This window comes from Lutibacter litoralis, assembly GCF_014646675.1.
In the GTDB taxonomy this organism is placed as follows: domain Bacteria; phylum Bacteroidota; class Bacteroidia; order Flavobacteriales; family Flavobacteriaceae; genus Lutibacter; species Lutibacter litoralis.
The window spans coordinates 179,188-197,517 of the sequence record NZ_BMNS01000002.1 but is presented as its reverse complement, the minus strand read 5'-3'; the positions used below and the strand labels follow the sequence as shown (position 1 = coordinate 197,517).

Genomic DNA, 18,330 nt, shown 5'->3' with positions numbered 1-18,330 from the left:
ATGTCTGATACAATTGAAAAAATAAAATGCTTAATAATAGGATCTGGTCCAGCAGGCTATACTGCTGCAATTTATGCTGCTCGCGCAGATTTAAAACCAGTAATGTACACTGGAATGCAAATGGGTGGCCAGTTAACTACCACTACTGAAGTTGATAATTTTCCGGGATATCCAAATGGAACTGATGGAACAGCAATGATGGAGGATTTTAAAAATCAAGCAGAGCGTTTTGGAACAGAAGTACGTTTTGGAATGGTTACTAAAGTTGAATTTAGTAAGGAAGTTGGAGGAATTCACAAAGTAATTGTTGATGAATCCATTGAAATTGAAGCAAATTCAGTTATAATATCTACCGGGGCAACTGCTAAATATTTAGGTATTGAAAGTGAACAACGTTTAATTGGCGGTGGTGTTTCGGCTTGCGCAACTTGTGATGGATTCTTTTACAAAGGACAAGATGTTGTTGTTGTTGGAGCTGGTGATACGGCTGCAGAAGAAGCAACATATTTAGCTAATATTTGTAAAAAAGTCACAATTTTAGTTAGAAAAGACTATATGAGAGCATCGAAAGCTATGCAACATAGAGTTGACAAAACTAAAAATATTGAAGTGAAATTCAATACTGAAATTGATGAGGTTTTAGGTGATAATGTAGTTGAAGGAGTTAGAGCAGTAAACAATATTACTGGAGAAAAGGAAATAATTGATGTAACAGGAGTTTTTATAGCCATAGGGCATAAGCCTAATACAGATATATTTAAAGGTATTTTAGATATGGATGAAACAGGTTATTTAATTACCAAAGGGAAGTCTACAAAAACAAATTTACCAGGTGTTTTTGCAGCTGGTGATGTACAAGATAAAGAATATAGACAGGCTGTTACAGCTGCAGGAACAGGCTGTATGGCAGCATTAGATTCGGAACGTTATTTAGGTTCTTTAGACTAAAATTCTGTATAAAGTTTAAAAGAGGTTGTTTTAACTTTTAAGTTTAAGACAACCTTTCTTAGTTATAGACAATATTGTTAAATAGCAATCGATTTCGTAAATTAAATTGTTTATTAAAAGTATTACTTATAATAAGTAGTTAATTTTGTGCTATAAAATTGAATCTTATGGAATTATTTTATAACAGTTATTTTGTATTATTTTTGATTATTGTAATTGGTTTTATAATTGGTCGAATCAAAATTAAAGGTATTTCACTTGATGTATCCGCTGTTATTTTTGTAGCATTAGTTTTTGGGCATTATGGAGTAGAGGTTCCTAAAGACTTCCATTATATAGGATTGGTACTTTTTATTTTTACTATTGGAATACAAGCTGGGCCAAGTTTTTTCGAATCTTTTAAAATGAATGGACGTGAACTGGCAGTATTGTCAACAATACTTATTACAAGTTCGGGTTTAATGGCTTTTGTAATCTTTTATTTTTTTGGTATCAATAAGAATTTAGTTATTGGTTTATTAAATGGAGCTTTAACTAGTACTCCAGGATTGGCAGCTGCAATTGATGCAACGGAATCGCCATTGGCTTCTATTGGTTATGGTATTGGTTATCCTTTTGGTGTAATTGGAGTTATACTTTTTGTAAGTTTTTTACCACGTATTTTAAAAGTAAATTTAAAAGATGAAGAGAAAAGATATAAAAAAGAATTATCAGCAGGGTTTCCAGAAATAGTTAAAAAACACTTTATTGTTGAAAACGAAAATGTTATTGGAAAAACATATGGCGAATTAAATATTCGGTTCATGACTAAAGCTGTTATTTCAAGAATAATGCATAAGAATATAGTAATTGTTCCTGAGCCTCAAATTGTTTTTCATAAAGGAGATATTATTAAAGCAGTTGGTACAAATGATGCTTTAGAGCGTGTTAAATTGTTAATAGGTTCCGAAACACAACAAGAAATTCCTTTAGATACTAATTTTGACATCCGATCTATTTTGGTAACAAATAAAGATGTTGTTAAAAAAACATTAGGGCAATTAAATATTTTAGATACTTACCATGCCACAATTACACGTATTAGAAGGTCTGGGATTAATATATCTCCTAGTCCTTCAACCAAATTACAGTTTGGAGATAAATTAGTTGTAGTATGCCATAAAACAAACATGAAACATGTGAGTCGTATTTTTGGAGACGATACAAGTAAACTTTCAAACACCGATTTTTTACCAATTGCCGCTGGAATAATTTTGGGAATTTTAGTTGGAAAATTAAGTATTAATTTTGATTCTTTTTCATTTAGTTTAGGATTAACTGGTGGGATTTTATTGGTAGCTCTTGTTTTGGGGAGAACTGGTAAAACAGGACCTATAATGTGGACTATGACAGGTGCTGCAAACCAATTGTTACGTCAGTTTGGATTGCTTTTCTTTTTAGCAGCAGTTGGTACAAGTGCAGGTTCTAGCTTGGTAAATACTTTTCAAGAATTTGGGTTGGAGTTGTTTATCTATGGAATATTAATAACTTTGATTCCAATGCTAATTACAACTTTTGTAGCTAGAACATTTTTTAAATTAAACATGCTTACCTTGTTAGGTACGTTAACCGGAAGTATGACAAGTACACCAGGATTGGCAGCCATTGATAATTTAGTTGATACAGATGCACCTTCTGTAGCTTATGCAACCGTATATCCTATTGCAATGGTTTTACTAATAATTGTTGTTCAAATATTGAGTTTGTTATAATTTTAAAAAAGTCTTAGGTTATTCTCTTTTGTAAAGAGCAGCTTTATCAAAAAATTCAGTCATTGTAATTTGTGGATTAGAATATAAGTATACTTTAGCAGAATTTTTTGCACGTATATCTATTGTTTTCAATGCGTTTATATAAGTATTAGATGAATTTGTAGCGTTTACTAAAGCTTTTTCAGACTTAAAATCTTTTCCTTTAAAGGAAGTGTTTCCTAATGTTTCAATTTCAAAAAAGGTTGTAGAGCCTTCTAAATCTATTGAAGCCTTATCTAACAATGTAAAGACTGCTTCTTTGGTATCAAAAGTCCCTTTGATATTTGAATTTTCTTCGGCGTTAATAGTTATAGAATTACTTAAAACTTCAAGTTTTAAATTGCTCGATTTTTTGCTGTTTATTTTTACATTATTAGAGTTTAATTTTAAGTTTATATCAGAATTGTCAAAAGAATTTATGGTTAAAGAATCAATTGCTAAAGAATTTTTTGATATGATTTTTGCACTATTATAACTGTTTATTACTTGTATTTTTTTATTCACTTTAACATAAACTGCCAACGTTTTTTTTCTAACAATTTTATCACTTATTTTAATTACAAGCGTTCCATTATTAACTTCAGTAATAACGGCTTCTTGCAGGTTAGAATCCGTTTCTACATTTACAGATTGTACATCATTATAACTTAAATAAACATCAATATTATCTATAACTTCTAATTTATTAAAGTCTGAAATAATTCTATTTTCAGTTGTAACTTCCTTATTTCCTTTTAATTTTTCTTGTGAATTAATTGTGGTAATTATTAATAATGTAAATAATATAGCGATTTTATGTGAAATTTTCATAAATAAGTTTTTGTTAAATTTAATAAATTAATTTTTAATAGAATAGTTTGCTCATTTAAAAATGTATGCTAAATTTGTGCCATAAATGAAGCAAAATATATTAAATAACAATTGGTGGTGGAACTCTCTTAATAATTAAGCGAGACGTATCCCTTATATTTAATTAACAATATATAACAAAAAGGACTTATCTCGTGATAAGTCCTTTTTTATTTTAAAAATATGAAGAAATTAAAATTTAAAACAATTTTAAAAAAACAGTTGGCAGATACGGTTACGCCGGTTGGTTTATACTCAAAAATTAGAGATAAATACGCCAATAGTTTATTATTAGAAAGCTCAGATTATCACAGTAAAGAAGATAGTTATACATTTATTTGTGCCGAACCAATAATTACGTTAAAAGCAGATAAAAATAACTTTACGTATAGTTATAAAAATAATCAATTAGATACAACAAAAATTAATCGTAATTTTTATTCAATTTTTGAAACTTATAAAAGTACTGTTGAGGTAGATTGTGATGAAAGTATAAAATCTTTCAATGGGTTTTATGGTTATATTTCTTACAATTCAATTCAATATTTTGAAACTATAAAATTAAAATCTGAAAAAGCTGCTTCAGAAATCCCAGATTTACAATTTAGTTTTTTCCGTTTTATTATTGCGATCAATCATTTTAATGATGAATTAACGTTAATTGAAAACGTTGAAGAAGATGAAACTTCTAGAATGCACGAGATAGAAACATTGATAAATGCACGTACTTTTGGCTTGTATAATTTTAGTATTCAGGGTGAAGAATCTTCAAATTGTACCGATGAGTATTTTAAAAATAATGTAACCAAAGCTAAGCAACATTGTAAACGTGGAGATGTTTTTCAATTGGTGTTATCACGCCAGTTTCAACAGTCTTTTTCGGGAGACGAGTTTAATGTTTACAGGGCATTGCGTTCTATAAATCCATCGCCATATTTGTTTTATTTCGATTATGGAAGTTTTAAATTAATGGGGTCTTCTCCAGAAGCACAAATTAAAATTGATGCAGAAAGTGCAGTTATCAATCCAATTGCTGGTACTTTTAGAAGAACTGGAGATATGGCACAAGATGTTTTATTGGGGGAGAAACTGTCTAACGATAAAAAAGAAACTGCCGAACACGTAATGTTGGTAGATTTAGCACGTAACGATTTAAGTAAACACGCAAGTAATGTTTTTGTAGATGTTTTTAAAGAAGTACAATACTTTAGTCACGTAATTCATTTAGTCTCAACTGTTCAAGGGAAACCAAAAGGAAAAGCTATTGAAATTGTGGGAGATACGTTCCCAGCAGGAACTTTAAGTGGAGCTCCAAAATATAAAGCAATGGAATTAATTGATAAATATGAAAATCAGACCAGAGGTTTTTACGGTGGAGCAGTTGGTTTTATTGGTTTAGATAATACTGTAAATTTAGCAATTGCAATCCGTTCATTTGTGAGTAAAAACAATACATTATTTTATCAAGCTGGAGCCGGAATTGTTATGAAATCTTCAGAAGAAGGAGAATTACAAGAAGTAAATAACAAATTAGCAGCTTTGAAAAAGGCGTTGATAATAGCAGAAAAAATTTAAAAAATGAAGATACTAATAATAGATAATTACGATTCATTTACTTACAACCTAGTTCATATGGTTGAAGATATTACAGGAAATCATCCAGCTGTTTTTAGAAATGATGAAATAGCTATTGAAGATATAAATTTGTACGATTTAATCATTCTATCCCCAGGTCCTGGAATTCCAGATGAAGCTGGAATTTTAAAAGATGTAATAAGAACGTTTGCAGGTAAAAAGCCAATTTTTGGAGTATGTCTAGGTTTGCAAGCAATTACTGAAGTTTTTGGAGGAAGTTTAAAAAATTTAGATACTGTTTTTCATGGTGTAGCAACTACCATGAAAGTTATAGATTTTGATGCTGAGATATATAAAAATGTTCCAACGGAATTTGAAGCTGGAAGATACCATTCTTGGAATGCATCAAAATCTGATTTTCCTGAAGAATTAACAATTACTTCTGTAGATGAATTTGGTGATATTATGAGTTTAGAACATAAAATACATAAAATTAGTGCAGTGCAGTTTCATCCAGAATCTATTTTAACACCAATTGGAGAGCAGTTAATCAGAAACTTTATTGAAGCGAATAACTAAGAATATTATTGCGAATATGGTTGTTGAACGGAGTCGAAACGCAATTGAACCAATCTTTATTTAAAAGAGAGATATGAAAAAAATACTAAACAAATTATTTGAACAGCAACAATTAACTAAAGCTGAAGCCAAAGAAGTACTTATTCAAATGGCAAATGAAAAGTACAATGCATCACAAATGGCATCTTTTTTAACAGTATATTTAATGCGTCCAATTTCAGTAAAAGAATTGGCTGGTTTTAGAGAAGCCTTATTAGAATTAGCTGTAAAAATTGATTTATCAGAATTTAATACGATAGATTTATGTGGAACTGGTGGTGATGGTAAAAACACCTTTAATATTTCAACATTAACCTCTTTTATTGTTGCAGGAACTGGTAACAAAGTTGCAAAACATGGAAATTATGGAGTTTCTTCGGTAAGTGGATCTTCAAATATGTTAGAATATTTAGGTTACAATTTTACTAATAATGAGGATGCGTTAAAGAAGCAAATTGACAAAGCAAATATTTGTTTTTTACATGCACCATTATTTCACCCGGCAATGAAAGCTGTTGGTCCAATTAGGAGAGAATTAGGTGTTAAAACATTTTTTAATATGTTGGGGCCATTGGTAAATCCAAGTAATCCGCAAAATCAATTAGTTGGTGTATTTAACTTAGAAGTTGCACGTATTTACAATTATTTATTACAAGAAACATCAAAAAATTATGGAATTGTATTTAGTTTAGATGGATACGATGAAATTTCATTAACAAGTAATTTTAAATTATTTACAAAAGGATACGAGCAATTGGTTTCGCCACAAGATTTGGGTTTAAAACGTTTAGAGCAGTCGGAGATATTTGGAGGAGATACTGTAGAAGAAGCTGCGAAAATATTTGTTTCAATTTTAGATGGAAAAGGAACAGAAGCTCAAAATAATGCTGTTTTAGCAAACGCAGCATATGCTTTAAAAACATTTGATACTAACAAGTCTTTTGAAACAGCTTTTGAAGAAGCAAAAGATTCATTATTAGGATTAAAAGCAAAAGGAAGTTTGAGTAAATTAATTAGTTAAATTGTCATGCTGAACTCGGTCATTAAGCGTAATCGAAATGTGATTGAGCAACACATCCTACTATTATATAGATTGAGGTAAAGGAATTAGATTTAAACTAATAAAAAGTAAAAAAGTGTCATTCCTGTGAAGACTGGAATCCAAGGAAATTAAAGTAAATATGAATAAGATTCCTGCCTACGCAGGAATGACAGAAACATAGAAAATGAATATTTTAGATAAAATAATAGCACATAAAAAGCAAGAAGTTGCTCAACTGAGAAAAGAAGTTCAAGTTGAAAACTTGGTTAAAAGTCCAAATTTTAAAAGAACACCATTGTCTTTAAAAAAGAGTTTGTTAACTATTGGTTCAACAGGGATTATTGCTGAATTTAAACGTCAATCTCCTTCTAAAGGAATTATTAACGACAAAGTAACTATTGAAGAAGTTACGAACGGATATTTAGATGCAAATGTAGCTGCACAATCAGTTTTAACAGATACGACATTTTTTGGAGGTACTATTTTAGATATTATAAAAGCACGTTCTATACAAAATACAACTCCAATTTTAAGAAAAGATTTTATTGTTGATGGTTTTCAAATTGTTGAAGCTAAAGCAATAGGAGCAGATGTTGTTTTGTTAATTGCGGCTTGTTTAACAAAAGCAGAATTGAAAAACTACGGTAAACTTGCAGAAGATTTAGGGATGGATGTGTTGTATGAAGTTCATAATAAAGAAGAGCTGGACAAAATAGAATTAGACAATAAAATTATTGGAATAAATAATAGAAATTTAAAAACATTTAAAGTGGATTTGGAGCACTCTATTGAGTTGGCAAGTCATATTCCTGATTCTTGTATTAAGGTTTCTGAAAGTGGGTTGAATGATCCAAGAGTTATAACAGGATTGAAAGAATACGGTTTTCAAGGATTTTTAATTGGAGAAAACTTTATGAAAACAGAAAATCCAGGTCAGGCATGTAAAGAGTTTATTGATCAAATTGGGTAAAAAAAAGTTGAAAGGTGTAAAAAGCAAAAGCGAAAGGACGCGTTGTTCCTACGAAGGTAGGAATTAAAGCTAACGTTGAACAGGTACCAGCCTAAGCAGGTATGACAAATAGAATAAAACATTAGTATAGATGAAAATTAAAGTTTGTGGAATGCGAGATGCTGAAAATATTTCGGAACTCATAAATTTAAAACCAGATTATATGGGGTTTATATTTTATGATAAATCGAAGCGTTTTGTTGCAAATTTTCCTGAAGTAGAAATTCCTTCTGAAATAAAGAAGGTGGGAGTTTTTGTAAATGAATCTATAGATAAACTAATTGAAATAGCTGAAGAAAACAATTTAGAAGCTATTCAATTACACGGAAATGAAACTCCAAAGTATATTGAAGAATTGAGAGTTCTGTTAATTAGAAATGTAGAAGTTTTTAAAGCATTTTCTGTTGATGATAATTTTGACTTCTCTAAAACTGACGCCTATCAAAACGTTTGTGATTATTTTATTTTTGACACAAAAGGAAAAGAATATGGAGGAAATGGCGTTAAGTTTAACTGGCAGGTTTTAGAAAATTACAAAGGAACTACTCCATTTTTATTAAGTGGAGGAATATCACAAAATGATGCTAAAGAAATTAATAAAATTTCACATAAAGCATTTGTAGGAATTGATATTAACAGTGGTTTTGAAATTGAACCAGCTTTAAAAAATATAACAAAAATTAAAAAATTTAAACAAAATTTATAATGAGTTATTTTGTAGATGAAAATGGATATTACGGACAATTTGGTGGAGCTTATATTCCAGAAATGTTGTATCCAAATGTAGAAGAATTACGTCAGAATTATTTAAAAATAATGAAAGAGGATTCTTTTAAAAAAGAATTTCATGATTTATTAAAAGAATATGTTGGAAGACCAACACCTTTGTATTTTGCAAAGAGGTTATCAGAAAAATACAATACAAAAATTTACTTAAAGCGAGAGGATTTATGTCATACTGGAGCTCACAAAGTAAATAATACTATCGGACAAATTTTAATGGCTAAAAAGCTAGGTAAAAATAGAATTATTGCAGAAACAGGAGCAGGGCAACACGGAGTTGCAACTGCTACAGTTTGTGCTTTAATGGGATTGGAATGTATTGTTTATATGGGCGAGATCGATATTGCTCGTCAGGCTCCAAATGTTGCTAGAATGAAAATGCTTGGAGCAACTGTTGTTCCTGCATTATCAGGTAGTAAAACATTGAAAGATGCTACAAATGAAGCGATTAGAGATTGGATTAATAATCCGTTAGATACACACTATATTATTGGTTCTGTTGTTGGGCCACATCCATATCCAGATATGGTTGCGCGTTTTCAATCTGTTATTTCAGAGGAAATGAAGTTGCAATTAAAAGAAAAAGAAGGAAATGAAAACCCAGATTATGTAATAGCCTGTGTTGGTGGAGGAAGTAATGCTGCGGGTGCTTTTTACCATTATTTAGACGAAGAAAATGTAAAATTAATTGCAGTTGAGGCTGCAGGTTTAGGTATAGACTCAGGAGAAAGTGCAGCAACAAGCGTTTTAGGAAATGAAGGAATAATTCACGGAAGTAAAACGCTGTTAATGCAAACAAAAGATGGTCAAATTACTGAGCCGTATTCTATTTCTGCAGGATTAGATTATCCTGGAGTTGGTCCTTTGCACGCACATTTATGTGAGAGTAAGCGCGCTGAGTTTATTTCAGTTTCTGATAAAGAAGCAATGGAAGCTGGTTTGGAGTTATGTGAACTAGAAGGGATTATTCCTGCCATAGAAAGTTCACATGCATTAGCAGTTTTTAAAACTAAAAAGTTTAAAAAAGATGACATTGTTATATTGAATTTATCTGGTCGTGGTGATAAAGATTTAGATACATATATTAAATATTTTAAGTTGTAGAAGATGAATAGAATAAATATAAAGTTGCAAGAAGATAAAAAGTTATTATCTATATATTTTACTGCAGGATATCCTAAATTAAATGATACTGTTTCAATTATTGAAAGTTTGGAAAAAAGTGGTGTTGATTTTATTGAAATTGGATTACCTTTTAGTGATCCGTTAGCTGATGGACCTACTATTCAAGCTAGCTCTACAGCTGCTTTAGAAAATGGAATGACTACAGAAATATTGTTCAACCAATTAAAAGATATAAGAAAAACAGTTTCAATTCCTTTAATTATTATGGGTTATTTTAATCCAATGATGCAATATGGTGTTGAAGAATTTTGTAAAAAATGTGCTGAAATTGGTGTAGATGGTTTAATAATTCCAGATTTACCTGTGCAAGATTACAGTGAAAACTATAAAGCTATATTTGAAAAATATGGAATAATTAATGTGTTTTTAATTACTCCACAAACATCCGATGAACGCATTCGTTTTATTGATAGTATTTCAAACGGATTTATTTATATGGTAAGTTCTGCAGGTGTAACTGGTGCTAAAAATAGTTTCGGAAACACACAGGAAATCTATTTTAATAGAATAGCGACAATGAATCTGAAAGCACCGCAAGTAATTGGTTTTGGTATTTCTAATAAAGCAACTTTTAGGCAGGCAACTTCAAATGCAAAAGGAGCCATTATTGGTTCTGCTTTTGTAAATTATCTTACAAAAAATGGAGTCGCTTCAATTCCAGATTTTATTGCTACAATACGATAAAAAAAAGAGGTTGAGAATTTAAATTCTCAACCTCTTTTTTTTATTTATAATTGCTAATTAGAGAATTTCAAAATCAAAAATTACAATTGCATTTCTAGGAACCACATTTGTAACTCCATTACTACCATATGCTAAATGCGGAGGTATTATTAGTTTTCCTTTTCCGCCATTTTTAAAAAGAGAAATTCCTTCAGCAAAACCGGGTATTACATTTTGAAGATAAAAATTACTACCAGTATCACTACTTTTGTCAAATTCTATTCCATTGGTTAAAGTTGCTGTGTATTTAACAGTAACAGATGAATTTTCAGTTATTTCAGTTCCTTCACCCAATGTTTCCACAATATAATAAACACCTGAATCTGTACGTTCGGCTTCCAAATTATTACTTAGAAGGTATTCCAAAATATCATCTTCGTTTTGAGCATTTAATACAGATTTTACTTCTATGTCAAAAATTACAACAGCCCCTCCAGGAATTAAATTAGAAATACCCGAATTACCATAGGCTAAACTTGGTGGAATTAAAATTTTTCCTTTTCCGCCTTCATTAAAATAGGTAATTCCTTCTGAAAAACCTGGAATAACAGCTAAAAGATCTAGCATTACACCTTCTTCCTTTTCACTTAAATCAAATACGGTTCCGTCTAAAAGATAGCCTTTATAAGTTAAAGTAACATAAGCATCTCTCATTGCTTTTTTTCCAGTTCCTTGTTCCTCAATAACATAATATACACCTGAATTTGTTTGTTGTGCATTTAAATTATTGATTTCTATATACTGAGTAATATCAGATTCAGTTTGATTAAGATTTTCCATAGAATCATCTCCATTGCAAGAAATAAATGAGACTAATAGTAGTAGTGAAATAAAATACTTCATAAATATTATTTTTTTATTTAGTGCGCAAATATACCACTAATTAAAGAAAATTGTTATGTATTTTGCGAGGTTCTAGATTATTAAATTCTGTAAAAATTTGTTAATTAATAGTGGTTTCTAAAATTTAGTAATAGTATAGCGTAGGAAATAATTTTAGAATGCTATCTTTAAGAACTAATTTTAAAAAAGAGACGATGGAATTACCAAAAAGAGCTGGAGATAATCCTTTGGCTATTAAATTAGAAGCTGGGAAAAAATATGCTTGGTGTACTTGTGGGCTTTCTTCAAGTCAACCTTTTTGTAATGGACAGCATAAGGGAAAAGGGATGGCTCCTCAAGTTTTTACAGCAGAAAAAACAGAAACTAAGTATTTATGTGTTTGTAAAGCAACTAAAAATGGGCCTTTTTGTGATGGCTCTCATAAATAAAGGAAAAGATTATTTTTTGAATCAAAAAAACTTTTTATACTGTAAAACCCTAAAATCAAATGTGTTGAAGTTGGGGTTTTTCTTTTTTTGAGATTTATATTTAAGATTGCTTCCAACTGCACGATTTGCAGCTCCAGAAGGCGCAGTAAGTGAAATACTTTTTAGAGTTCTTTTTTTAATATTGAATTGATGAATTCTTGGTGTATCTAAGTTAACTGGAATTAATTTAATATTTATACTTTTTAGCAGTTTTCTTAAATGATATTCTGGACCGTTTTTACTATTTCCACCTGTTAAAAGAAGTGTATCTATTTTCGGAAATTTGTTTAAATAATATAACAGATCTCTTAATTGAATGTTTTCCATAGCAAGATCTGAAGCGTCAATTTTTTTGCGTATACAAGATACGACAATATCACAAATACCAATATTATTAGTTATTAAAAATTCTTTGCGTTGTTGAATTGCAAATTCAGAAGTTTCAAACTTTAAGTTTAAATTATAAATTTTATCTAAAATTTTCCATAGTTGTCCGTCAATACTTCCATAACAAAAATTTACATCTCCTTTTTTTAAAACTCCTATAGAAAATCGAGGAGGAGGTAAGGTGCCAACAATTAATTTTGTGGCATTTTCTGGAATAAAAGGTTTGTATGGGTGTTTGTGAATGAACATAAATGCTTTTTTTACAATACTATAATTTTTTAAATCAATAGAATAAATAAATACATGTTAAATTTGCTTACTAATTTATACTAATGTTCGAAAAATTAAATCGATTTATTAAAAGTTTTAATTTTTTAAAAGCTTTTGTTTTAGCTTTTTCAATGGTAACTCCTATACTTATTTCAAATGCTTTTTTAAATGATATTTCTGTAGGTTTTAGTGTTGCGTTAGGTGTTCTATTTTGTTCTCCAACCGATGTTCCTGGAAGTCTAAAACATAAGTTTTATGGTATATTAATGGCTATCTTCTTGTCTTTTAGCTTAACTCTTTTATTTGGTGTGGTTACCTATAATAATTGGATGTTAGTTTTAGCTTTAGGAATTGTAGTTTTTTTGGTTTCTTACCTCTCAGTTTTTGGATTTAGAGCTTCGCTTATTTCGTTTGCAGGTTTGTTGGCAATTACATTAAGTTTTGCCTATGATAATTCTCAAATGACGCTACTAATTCACGCAGTGCTAGTTGCCTTAGGCGGGTTTTGGTATTTAATTTTATCTATGTCTACTTCATTATTACTTCCTAAAATACAAACAGATCAATTATTTGTTAGTATAATAGAGAAAACTTCTGAATTTTTAAAAGTTAGAGGAGAGCTACTAGTATGCAAAACTAATAGAGAAGTTTTGTTTCATAAAATGTTTGAATTACAAACTCAAATTAATGAAAGTCATGAATCTATTAGAGAAATTATATTAAGCAAACGTTCCAATTCAGGTTTTTCAAATAGAACCAGAAGACAACAATTGTTGTTTTCAGAATTAATGGAGATTTTAGAATTAGCGGTATCAAATCCAGTTAATTATGAGCAGTTTGATAAAGTTTTTGAAAAACACAGTAAAAATATTGAAGTGTTTAAAAAATTGAATTTTGAAATAGCAAATCAGCTTGAGCATATTTCAAAAGTGATTAGAAAGGAGGCAACATTAAAATTAAATACTAAGATTTCAGAAATTTTAAAGGAGATTCAAGAAACTATTGAATATTATAGGGGTTCAGTAGGCTTACCAAAATCTAGAATAGGTACTTTAATGCTTGTAAATCTTAAAAATTATCAAGAAAAACAGATTCAAAGTCTTATTGGTATAGAGCGTGTTCTCGGTAATTATATTTCAAACAATAAAATTTTAGGGATAAAAGATGCGAGTAGATTTATTACCCCTCAAGATTACGATTTAAATAAAATTGTAGAAAATTTTAGCTTTAAGTCACCTATTTTTAAGCATTCCTTGCGTTTAGCAATAATTGTTGTTATTGGTTTTTTAATAGGAAATTTTTTTTCTATGCAAAATCCTTACTGGATTTTAATTACAATAATAGTAATTATGCGTCCAAGTTATGGGTTAACCAAAGAACGTTCCATAAATAGGGTTATTGGGACTTTAATTGGAGCGGCCATTGCCACAATTATAATACTTATAACTCAAAATACTATAATTTATGGGGTTATTGCAATAATTTCATTACCGTTAGCTTTTTCTTTAATTCAGACTAACTATAGGAATGCTGCAATTTTTATAACGCTTAATGTAATTTTTGTATATGCAATTTTAGACCCTAATATTTTATCGGTTGTTAAGTTTAGAATTATAGATACTCTAATCGGAGCCACGTTGTCTTTTGGTGCAACTTATTTTTTATGGCCAGCTTGGCAATTTCAGAACATTCAAGAATATTTTATTGAAACCATACAATCGAATTGTAATTTTTTAAAGCAAATAGATATTTATTATCATAAAAAAGGAGAAGTACCAACCGTTTATAAACTGTCTAGAAAAAAAGCTTTTTTAGCTATTGGAAATTTGAATGCTGCTTTTCAGCGGATGCATCAAGATCCTAAATCAAAACAAAAGGAATTTGCTGTTATTTATAAATTAATCACTTTAAATAACACATTTTTATCTTCGTTAACAGCGTTAGGTATGTTTATTAGACATAATAAAACTGCATTAGTGCCATCGCATTTTGAAGTTATTGTAAGTCATATTATTACAAATTTAAAATTAGCAATACAACTACTTCAAGATAAGGAAAATGTGACTGTTTTGGAACATTCTGAAGTTGAAATTGCACAAAAAAAGTACGAAGAATATTTTGAAAATCTATCAAATAAGCGCGATAAAGAAATACAAGATGGAGTTGAAATCTCTGTTAAAATGAAAGCTCAATTAAAAGAAACACAACTGGTTTCCGAACAAATTAATTGGTTGTTTAATTTGTCGGAAAAATTAATCAATGCTATAAAAATTTATAAATCTAATAGTGAAAGTAAAGAGTTTTAGAAACTCGTAATTCTGAATTTATTTTAAAATTAAAGGATATAAGCCTGCTGTAATTTTAGTTCCGTAAACTTTTTATGAATATTGTCATTCCTGCGCAGGAATGACAAGTAATAAAGACAAAACCTACTTTACTTTTTCACCACCAACATAAGTTTCTTCAACTTGAATATATGGGATTTTATCAGCTTCTACAGTCATAATATCTTTATTCAAAATAATAAAATCAGCCATTTTTCCAATTTCAATACTTCCTTTTTCGTTTTCTTCAAAGTTAGCATATGCAGCCCAAATTGTCATTCCTTTTAGTGTTTCTTCTCTGGTAAGTGCATTTTCCATTTGAAAACCATTTTCAGGATAATTTTTTAAGTCTTTACGAGCAACAGCTGCATAAAAGGTTAAAAATGGACTTACTTTTTCTACAGGAAAATCAGTTCCTAAAGCAACTTTTCCGTATGCATTTAATAAATCTTTAAAGGCATAAGCACCTTTTATGCGTTCTGACCCAATTCGGTCTTCAGCCCAGTACATATCGGAAGTTGCATGCGTTGGTTGCACAGAAGGTAAAATATTATTGAAATAGGTAAAATCAGATTTATCTATAATTTGAGCATGTTCAATTCTCCAACGCCTGTCTTTTTGGTCTATTAAAACTTCTTTATAGGTTTTTAGCATTACATAATTTGCAGAATCACCTATTGCGTGAGTGTTCATTTGAAAATCTGATGCAGCAATTTTTTTGGCATAACGTTTCAAATCTTCCAAAGGAGTTACCAATGCGCCAAAATGATTGTGTTTGTCACTATACGATTTTTTCATAGCTGCTCCACGAGAACCCAAAGCACCATCGGAATACACTTTAAAAGAGCGCACATTTAAACGATTAGTTTTTAGAATTCCATTTTTAGTAAAATAATCTATGTTAGCATCACTAACAGAAACCATTGCATATATTCTCATTTTAAGTTCACCAGCTTGCTGCAAACTATCAATTATTTTAATAACGTTTTTTGGAAGCCCAGCATCATCCACAGTTGTTAATCCTAAATCGAAACAAATTTTTTCTGCGTCTTTTAGTCCTTGAGCAATTTCTTTGGTAGAAGCTTTTGGAATCTTAGAACTGATTAAACCCATTGGGCCATCAATAAAAATACCTGTTAATTTACCATCTTTTTTTACAATAAAACCACCATTTTCTGGGGAATCTACAGTTACATCTGCTAAATCTATAGCAGCTTGATTCGCCAATAAAGCGTGTCCGTCAATTCTTCTAACAGCAATAGGTGTATTTGGAAAAAGTTCATCTAATTTATCTTTGGTAGGAAATTCTTTTTCTTCCCAATCGTTTTGATCCCAACCACGACCTGTTATGTACGAAACGTTCTTTTCTTTTTGAAAATCTACAATACGTTGTACAACTTCATCGAAGCTTCTTGTACCTGACAAATCTACTTTTTGTTGTTGCATTCCCAATCCTAAAAAATGACAATGTGCGTCAATAAAACCAGGAATTATTGTTTTTCCTTTAACATCATTTATAAAAGTTGGTGAATATTTGGCTTGTATTTCAAGTGAAGATCCAACATCAATAATGTTACCTTTTTTAATTGCAAAAGCTTCAGCCTTGTCAAAATTAGTATTTACAGTATAAATATTTGCATTAATTATAATGCTATCTACTTTTTCCTTTTTTTGGCAAGAAAATAGGATAACACATAGAATTAAAATTGTTAGGTTTTTCATGGTGAAGTTTTTATAGATGTTAAAACTACACAAAAAAGTTTAAAAAAACACCTAACTATTATAAATCAAATTTGTAGGTAATACCCGCTAAAACTTGCAAAGGTTGTACTTGATAATTTACAAAAGGTTCGTATTTTTCTCCAAGTGCATTGTTCAATTTAGCAAAAGCTGTTAACCTATCAGAGAAAATATAACCACCATTTAGGTTTAAATCCATATACGATTTATTTGTTACAATGGGTGTAGTTATATTAATTATTCCAAAGTCTTGAACTATATCCTTTGTTTCACCGATATAAAATAATTTTGCACCAGCAAACCACTTTTTGTTTTGATAATCAGCAGAAATTGTAGCAGTAATTTCAGGTAAATTCCAAGCTTCAGAACTAAATTCAGTAGTATAATTATTGTAGTTAATAGTACCTCCAAAATTAAATTCTTCTGAAGCATCAATAGTTAATTCTCCAAAAAAGCCTAACGTTTTAACATTGTCGTAAATTACATTAAATGAGTTTCCGGCTTCGTATGCGTAAGTTGTATTGTGTGTGCCATCTGTTTTTGAAGGGTTTTGTAAAAACAATGGTTTGTTTAGTTCGTTTGTATGGCTTACATTAAAATTATAACCAATGTTTGAAGCTAGTTTTCCTTTTGCACCTGCAAAGGCTTTGTATTGCTTATCGGTTTGTTGAATGTTTAAAGTTGGTGAAACATATGGATTTAAAGTAGCATAATTCTGATACGTATTTTGTACTAAATCTCCTGTAGCGCCAGCAACCAAAATAAATACATCGTCTATTAGTTTAAATGAAGCAGTTACATTTGGATATGCATAAAATTTATTAGTTTTATTTTCTAAATCGCTAGAATAGTACAATTTTGCTCCTAAATTAACAGTTAAGTTATCGCGTAAAACTTCAAAATTAGGATTAACTCCTAAGTTTAAAAAGCTGTAGTTAATCTCGTCGTTTGTAGTATAATTTTGTTTAAATTTTCCATTTACCAAATCAACTAAAAATTCAGCATTTATTAATTCTGTAGAAATTGGAAATTCTAATTTTGGTGTTATTTTAAATCTGAACTCGTTACTGTTATAATTGTCAGAAAAATTTACTAATTCTGCAGTTGCACCTTTAAAAAAGGAGTCTTTAAAATCAACGTTCCCCCCAACATATACGTTTTTATAGATTTGTTTTTCATCTATTGTATTTAGAATTGCATCTTCAAAAGTTACACGAGTTCCGTAATAATTATAAACTTTGCGATGTACACCAGCATTAATTTGCCAGTTGTAATATTTGTCGAAAAACTTGTAAAATCCATCAAAACGAGTGTCTGCAAAACTATCGTTTAGTTGTAAATCTTTAATTCCATCTTCGGAAGAATGATGATTTATAAAAATCCCTAAATCACTATATCTTGGATCTCCTGTATGCAAATATGCTTCAAACAACGGACTTGTAAAATTTCCAAAACCTGCGGAAATATAGTTTTCGAACAAACGTTCTTTTGGAGCTCTTTTTACACCCTTTGCTTTTCCTTTTGAAGGTGTAAAAGTTGAAGCAACAGGAATTGAAAAAATACTGTATTTTACTTTTTCTTTTTGTATTGTTGAAGCTGTATCTATGCTAGGATTGGATTTTACTTTAAACGCATCAGAAATTTTTGGTGTATAAGGTTTTACAACTAAAATTTCTTCAGTTTTTAATGTGTCTACTTTATTTTCTTGTGAAAAAGAAGCACTAATTGAAAAAATAGATATTATAATTATAAGGAGCTTTCGCATAGTTTTTAGTTT

The 18,330-nt window shown here is 29.8% G+C and carries 16 protein-coding genes; 11 read left to right on the top strand and 5 right to left on the bottom strand.

The features are described from left to right. Positions 1-948: a thioredoxin-disulfide reductase gene (trxB, locus tag IEW75_RS03635; RefSeq protein ID WP_134247442.1), complete on the top strand. Its 948-nt coding sequence runs from the start codon at positions 1-3 to the stop codon at positions 946-948. 167 nt (positions 949-1,115) lie between these two features. Further along, positions 1,116-2,699 carry an aspartate:alanine exchanger family transporter gene (locus tag IEW75_RS03630; protein WP_134247443.1) on the top strand — a complete coding sequence of 528 codons (1,584 nt, stop codon included), beginning with the start codon at positions 1,116-1,118 and terminating at the stop codon, positions 2,697-2,699. A gap of 18 nt (positions 2,700-2,717) precedes the next feature. On the opposite strand, the gene IEW75_RS03625 is transcribed toward IEW75_RS03630, so the two are convergent. Further along, positions 2,718-3,548, bottom strand: coding sequence for a GIN domain-containing protein (locus tag IEW75_RS03625; protein ID WP_134247444.1), 831 nt, complete (start codon positions 3,546-3,548; stop codon positions 2,718-2,720). 222 nt (positions 3,549-3,770) lie between these two features. Between IEW75_RS03625 and IEW75_RS03620 the strand changes: the two genes are divergently transcribed. The 7 genes from IEW75_RS03620 to trpA all read left to right on the top strand — a co-directional run bounded on the left by IEW75_RS03620 (position 3,771) and on the right by trpA (position 10,483). Then, positions 3,771-5,162, top strand: coding sequence for an anthranilate synthase component I family protein (locus IEW75_RS03620; protein WP_134247445.1), 1,392 nt, complete (start codon positions 3,771-3,773; stop codon positions 5,160-5,162). Positions 5,163-5,165: 3 nt separating this feature from the next. Beyond that, entirely contained in the window at positions 5,166-5,741 is a 576-nt protein-coding gene (locus tag IEW75_RS03615) for an anthranilate synthase component II (protein ID WP_134247446.1), read from the top strand. A gap of 73 nt (positions 5,742-5,814) precedes the next feature. Beyond that, a complete protein-coding gene (gene trpD, locus IEW75_RS03610) occupies positions 5,815-6,801 on the top strand; it encodes an anthranilate phosphoribosyltransferase (protein WP_134247447.1) in 987 nt (328 codons plus the stop codon). A gap of 205 nt (positions 6,802-7,006) precedes the next feature. Then, positions 7,007-7,792 carry an indole-3-glycerol phosphate synthase TrpC gene (gene trpC, locus IEW75_RS03605; RefSeq protein WP_134247448.1) on the top strand — a complete coding sequence of 262 codons (786 nt, stop codon included), beginning with the start codon at positions 7,007-7,009 and terminating at the stop codon, positions 7,790-7,792. Between the two features lie 130 nt (positions 7,793-7,922). Beyond that, positions 7,923-8,537, top strand: coding sequence for a phosphoribosylanthranilate isomerase (locus IEW75_RS03600; protein WP_134247449.1), 615 nt, complete (start codon positions 7,923-7,925; stop codon positions 8,535-8,537). Continuing rightward, complete coding sequence (gene trpB / locus IEW75_RS03595; RefSeq protein WP_134247450.1) at positions 8,537-9,718, top strand: tryptophan synthase subunit beta; 1,182 nt, start codon at positions 8,537-8,539, stop codon at positions 9,716-9,718. The genes IEW75_RS03600 and trpB overlap by 1 nt, the downstream gene beginning before the upstream one ends. Before the next feature lie 3 nt (positions 9,719-9,721). Beyond that, positions 9,722-10,483 (top strand): tryptophan synthase subunit alpha, encoded by a 762-nt coding sequence (gene trpA / locus IEW75_RS03590; RefSeq protein ID WP_134247451.1) that lies wholly within the window; start codon positions 9,722-9,724, stop codon positions 10,481-10,483. A 57-nt stretch (positions 10,484-10,540) separates the two neighbouring features. On the opposite strand, the gene IEW75_RS03585 is transcribed toward trpA, so the two are convergent. Further along, on the bottom strand, positions 10,541-11,365 hold the full coding sequence (locus IEW75_RS03585) for an FKBP-type peptidyl-prolyl cis-trans isomerase (RefSeq protein ID WP_134247452.1): 825 nt from the start codon (positions 11,363-11,365) through the stop codon (positions 10,541-10,543). Positions 11,366-11,559: 194 nt separating this feature from the next. Between IEW75_RS03585 and IEW75_RS03580 the strand changes: the two genes are divergently transcribed. Next, positions 11,560-11,793 carry a CDGSH iron-sulfur domain-containing protein gene (locus IEW75_RS03580; protein ID WP_134247453.1) on the top strand — a complete coding sequence of 78 codons (234 nt, stop codon included), beginning with the start codon at positions 11,560-11,562 and terminating at the stop codon, positions 11,791-11,793. 21 nt (positions 11,794-11,814) lie between these two features. On the opposite strand, the gene IEW75_RS03575 is transcribed toward IEW75_RS03580, so the two are convergent. Beyond that, a complete protein-coding gene (locus IEW75_RS03575; RefSeq protein WP_134247454.1) occupies positions 11,815-12,468 on the bottom strand; it encodes a uracil-DNA glycosylase family protein in 654 nt (217 codons plus the stop codon). Positions 12,469-12,551: 83 nt separating this feature from the next. On the opposite strand from IEW75_RS03575, the gene IEW75_RS03570 reads away from it, so the two are divergent. Then, positions 12,552-14,795 carry an FUSC family protein gene (locus IEW75_RS03570; protein ID WP_134247455.1) on the top strand — a complete coding sequence of 748 codons (2,244 nt, stop codon included), beginning with the start codon at positions 12,552-12,554 and terminating at the stop codon, positions 14,793-14,795. Positions 14,796-14,918: 123 nt separating this feature from the next. On the opposite strand, the gene IEW75_RS03565 is transcribed toward IEW75_RS03570, so the two are convergent. Together IEW75_RS03565 and IEW75_RS03560 are read right to left on the bottom strand one after the other, a co-directional pair. After that, positions 14,919-16,535, bottom strand: coding sequence for an amidohydrolase (locus IEW75_RS03565; protein ID WP_134247456.1), 1,617 nt, complete (start codon positions 16,533-16,535; stop codon positions 14,919-14,921). 58 nt (positions 16,536-16,593) lie between these two features. After that, on the bottom strand, positions 16,594-18,318 hold the full coding sequence (locus IEW75_RS03560) for a porin family protein (protein ID WP_134247457.1): 1,725 nt from the start codon (positions 18,316-18,318) through the stop codon (positions 16,594-16,596). Positions 18,319-18,330 lie beyond the last annotated feature (12 nt).

Coding starts and splice junctions, on each gene's coding strand:
- trxB (WP_134247442.1), top strand. CDS start 1: ATGTCTGATACAATTGAAAAAATAAAATGCTTAATAATAGGATCTGGT.
- IEW75_RS03630 (WP_134247443.1), top strand. CDS start 1,116: ATGGAATTATTTTATAACAGTTATTTTGTATTATTTTTGATTATTGTA.
- IEW75_RS03625 (WP_134247444.1), bottom strand. CDS start 3,548: ATGAAAATTTCACATAAAATCGCTATATTATTTACATTATTAATAATT.
- IEW75_RS03620 (WP_134247445.1), top strand. CDS start 3,771: ATGAAGAAATTAAAATTTAAAACAATTTTAAAAAAACAGTTGGCAGAT.
- IEW75_RS03615 (WP_134247446.1), top strand. CDS start 5,166: ATGAAGATACTAATAATAGATAATTACGATTCATTTACTTACAACCTA.
- trpD (WP_134247447.1), top strand. CDS start 5,815: ATGAAAAAAATACTAAACAAATTATTTGAACAGCAACAATTAACTAAA.
- trpC (WP_134247448.1), top strand. CDS start 7,007: ATGAATATTTTAGATAAAATAATAGCACATAAAAAGCAAGAAGTTGCT.
- IEW75_RS03600 (WP_134247449.1), top strand. CDS start 7,923: ATGAAAATTAAAGTTTGTGGAATGCGAGATGCTGAAAATATTTCGGAA.
- trpB (WP_134247450.1), top strand. CDS start 8,537: ATGAGTTATTTTGTAGATGAAAATGGATATTACGGACAATTTGGTGGA.
- trpA (WP_134247451.1), top strand. CDS start 9,722: ATGAATAGAATAAATATAAAGTTGCAAGAAGATAAAAAGTTATTATCT.
- IEW75_RS03585 (WP_134247452.1), bottom strand. CDS start 11,365: ATGAAGTATTTTATTTCACTACTACTATTAGTCTCATTTATTTCTTGC.
- IEW75_RS03580 (WP_134247453.1), top strand. CDS start 11,560: ATGGAATTACCAAAAAGAGCTGGAGATAATCCTTTGGCTATTAAATTA.
- IEW75_RS03575 (WP_134247454.1), bottom strand. CDS start 12,468: ATGTTCATTCACAAACACCCATACAAACCTTTTATTCCAGAAAATGCC.
- IEW75_RS03570 (WP_134247455.1), top strand. CDS start 12,552: ATGTTCGAAAAATTAAATCGATTTATTAAAAGTTTTAATTTTTTAAAA.
- IEW75_RS03565 (WP_134247456.1), bottom strand. CDS start 16,535: ATGAAAAACCTAACAATTTTAATTCTATGTGTTATCCTATTTTCTTGC.
- IEW75_RS03560 (WP_134247457.1), bottom strand. CDS start 18,318: ATGCGAAAGCTCCTTATAATTATAATATCTATTTTTTCAATTAGTGCT.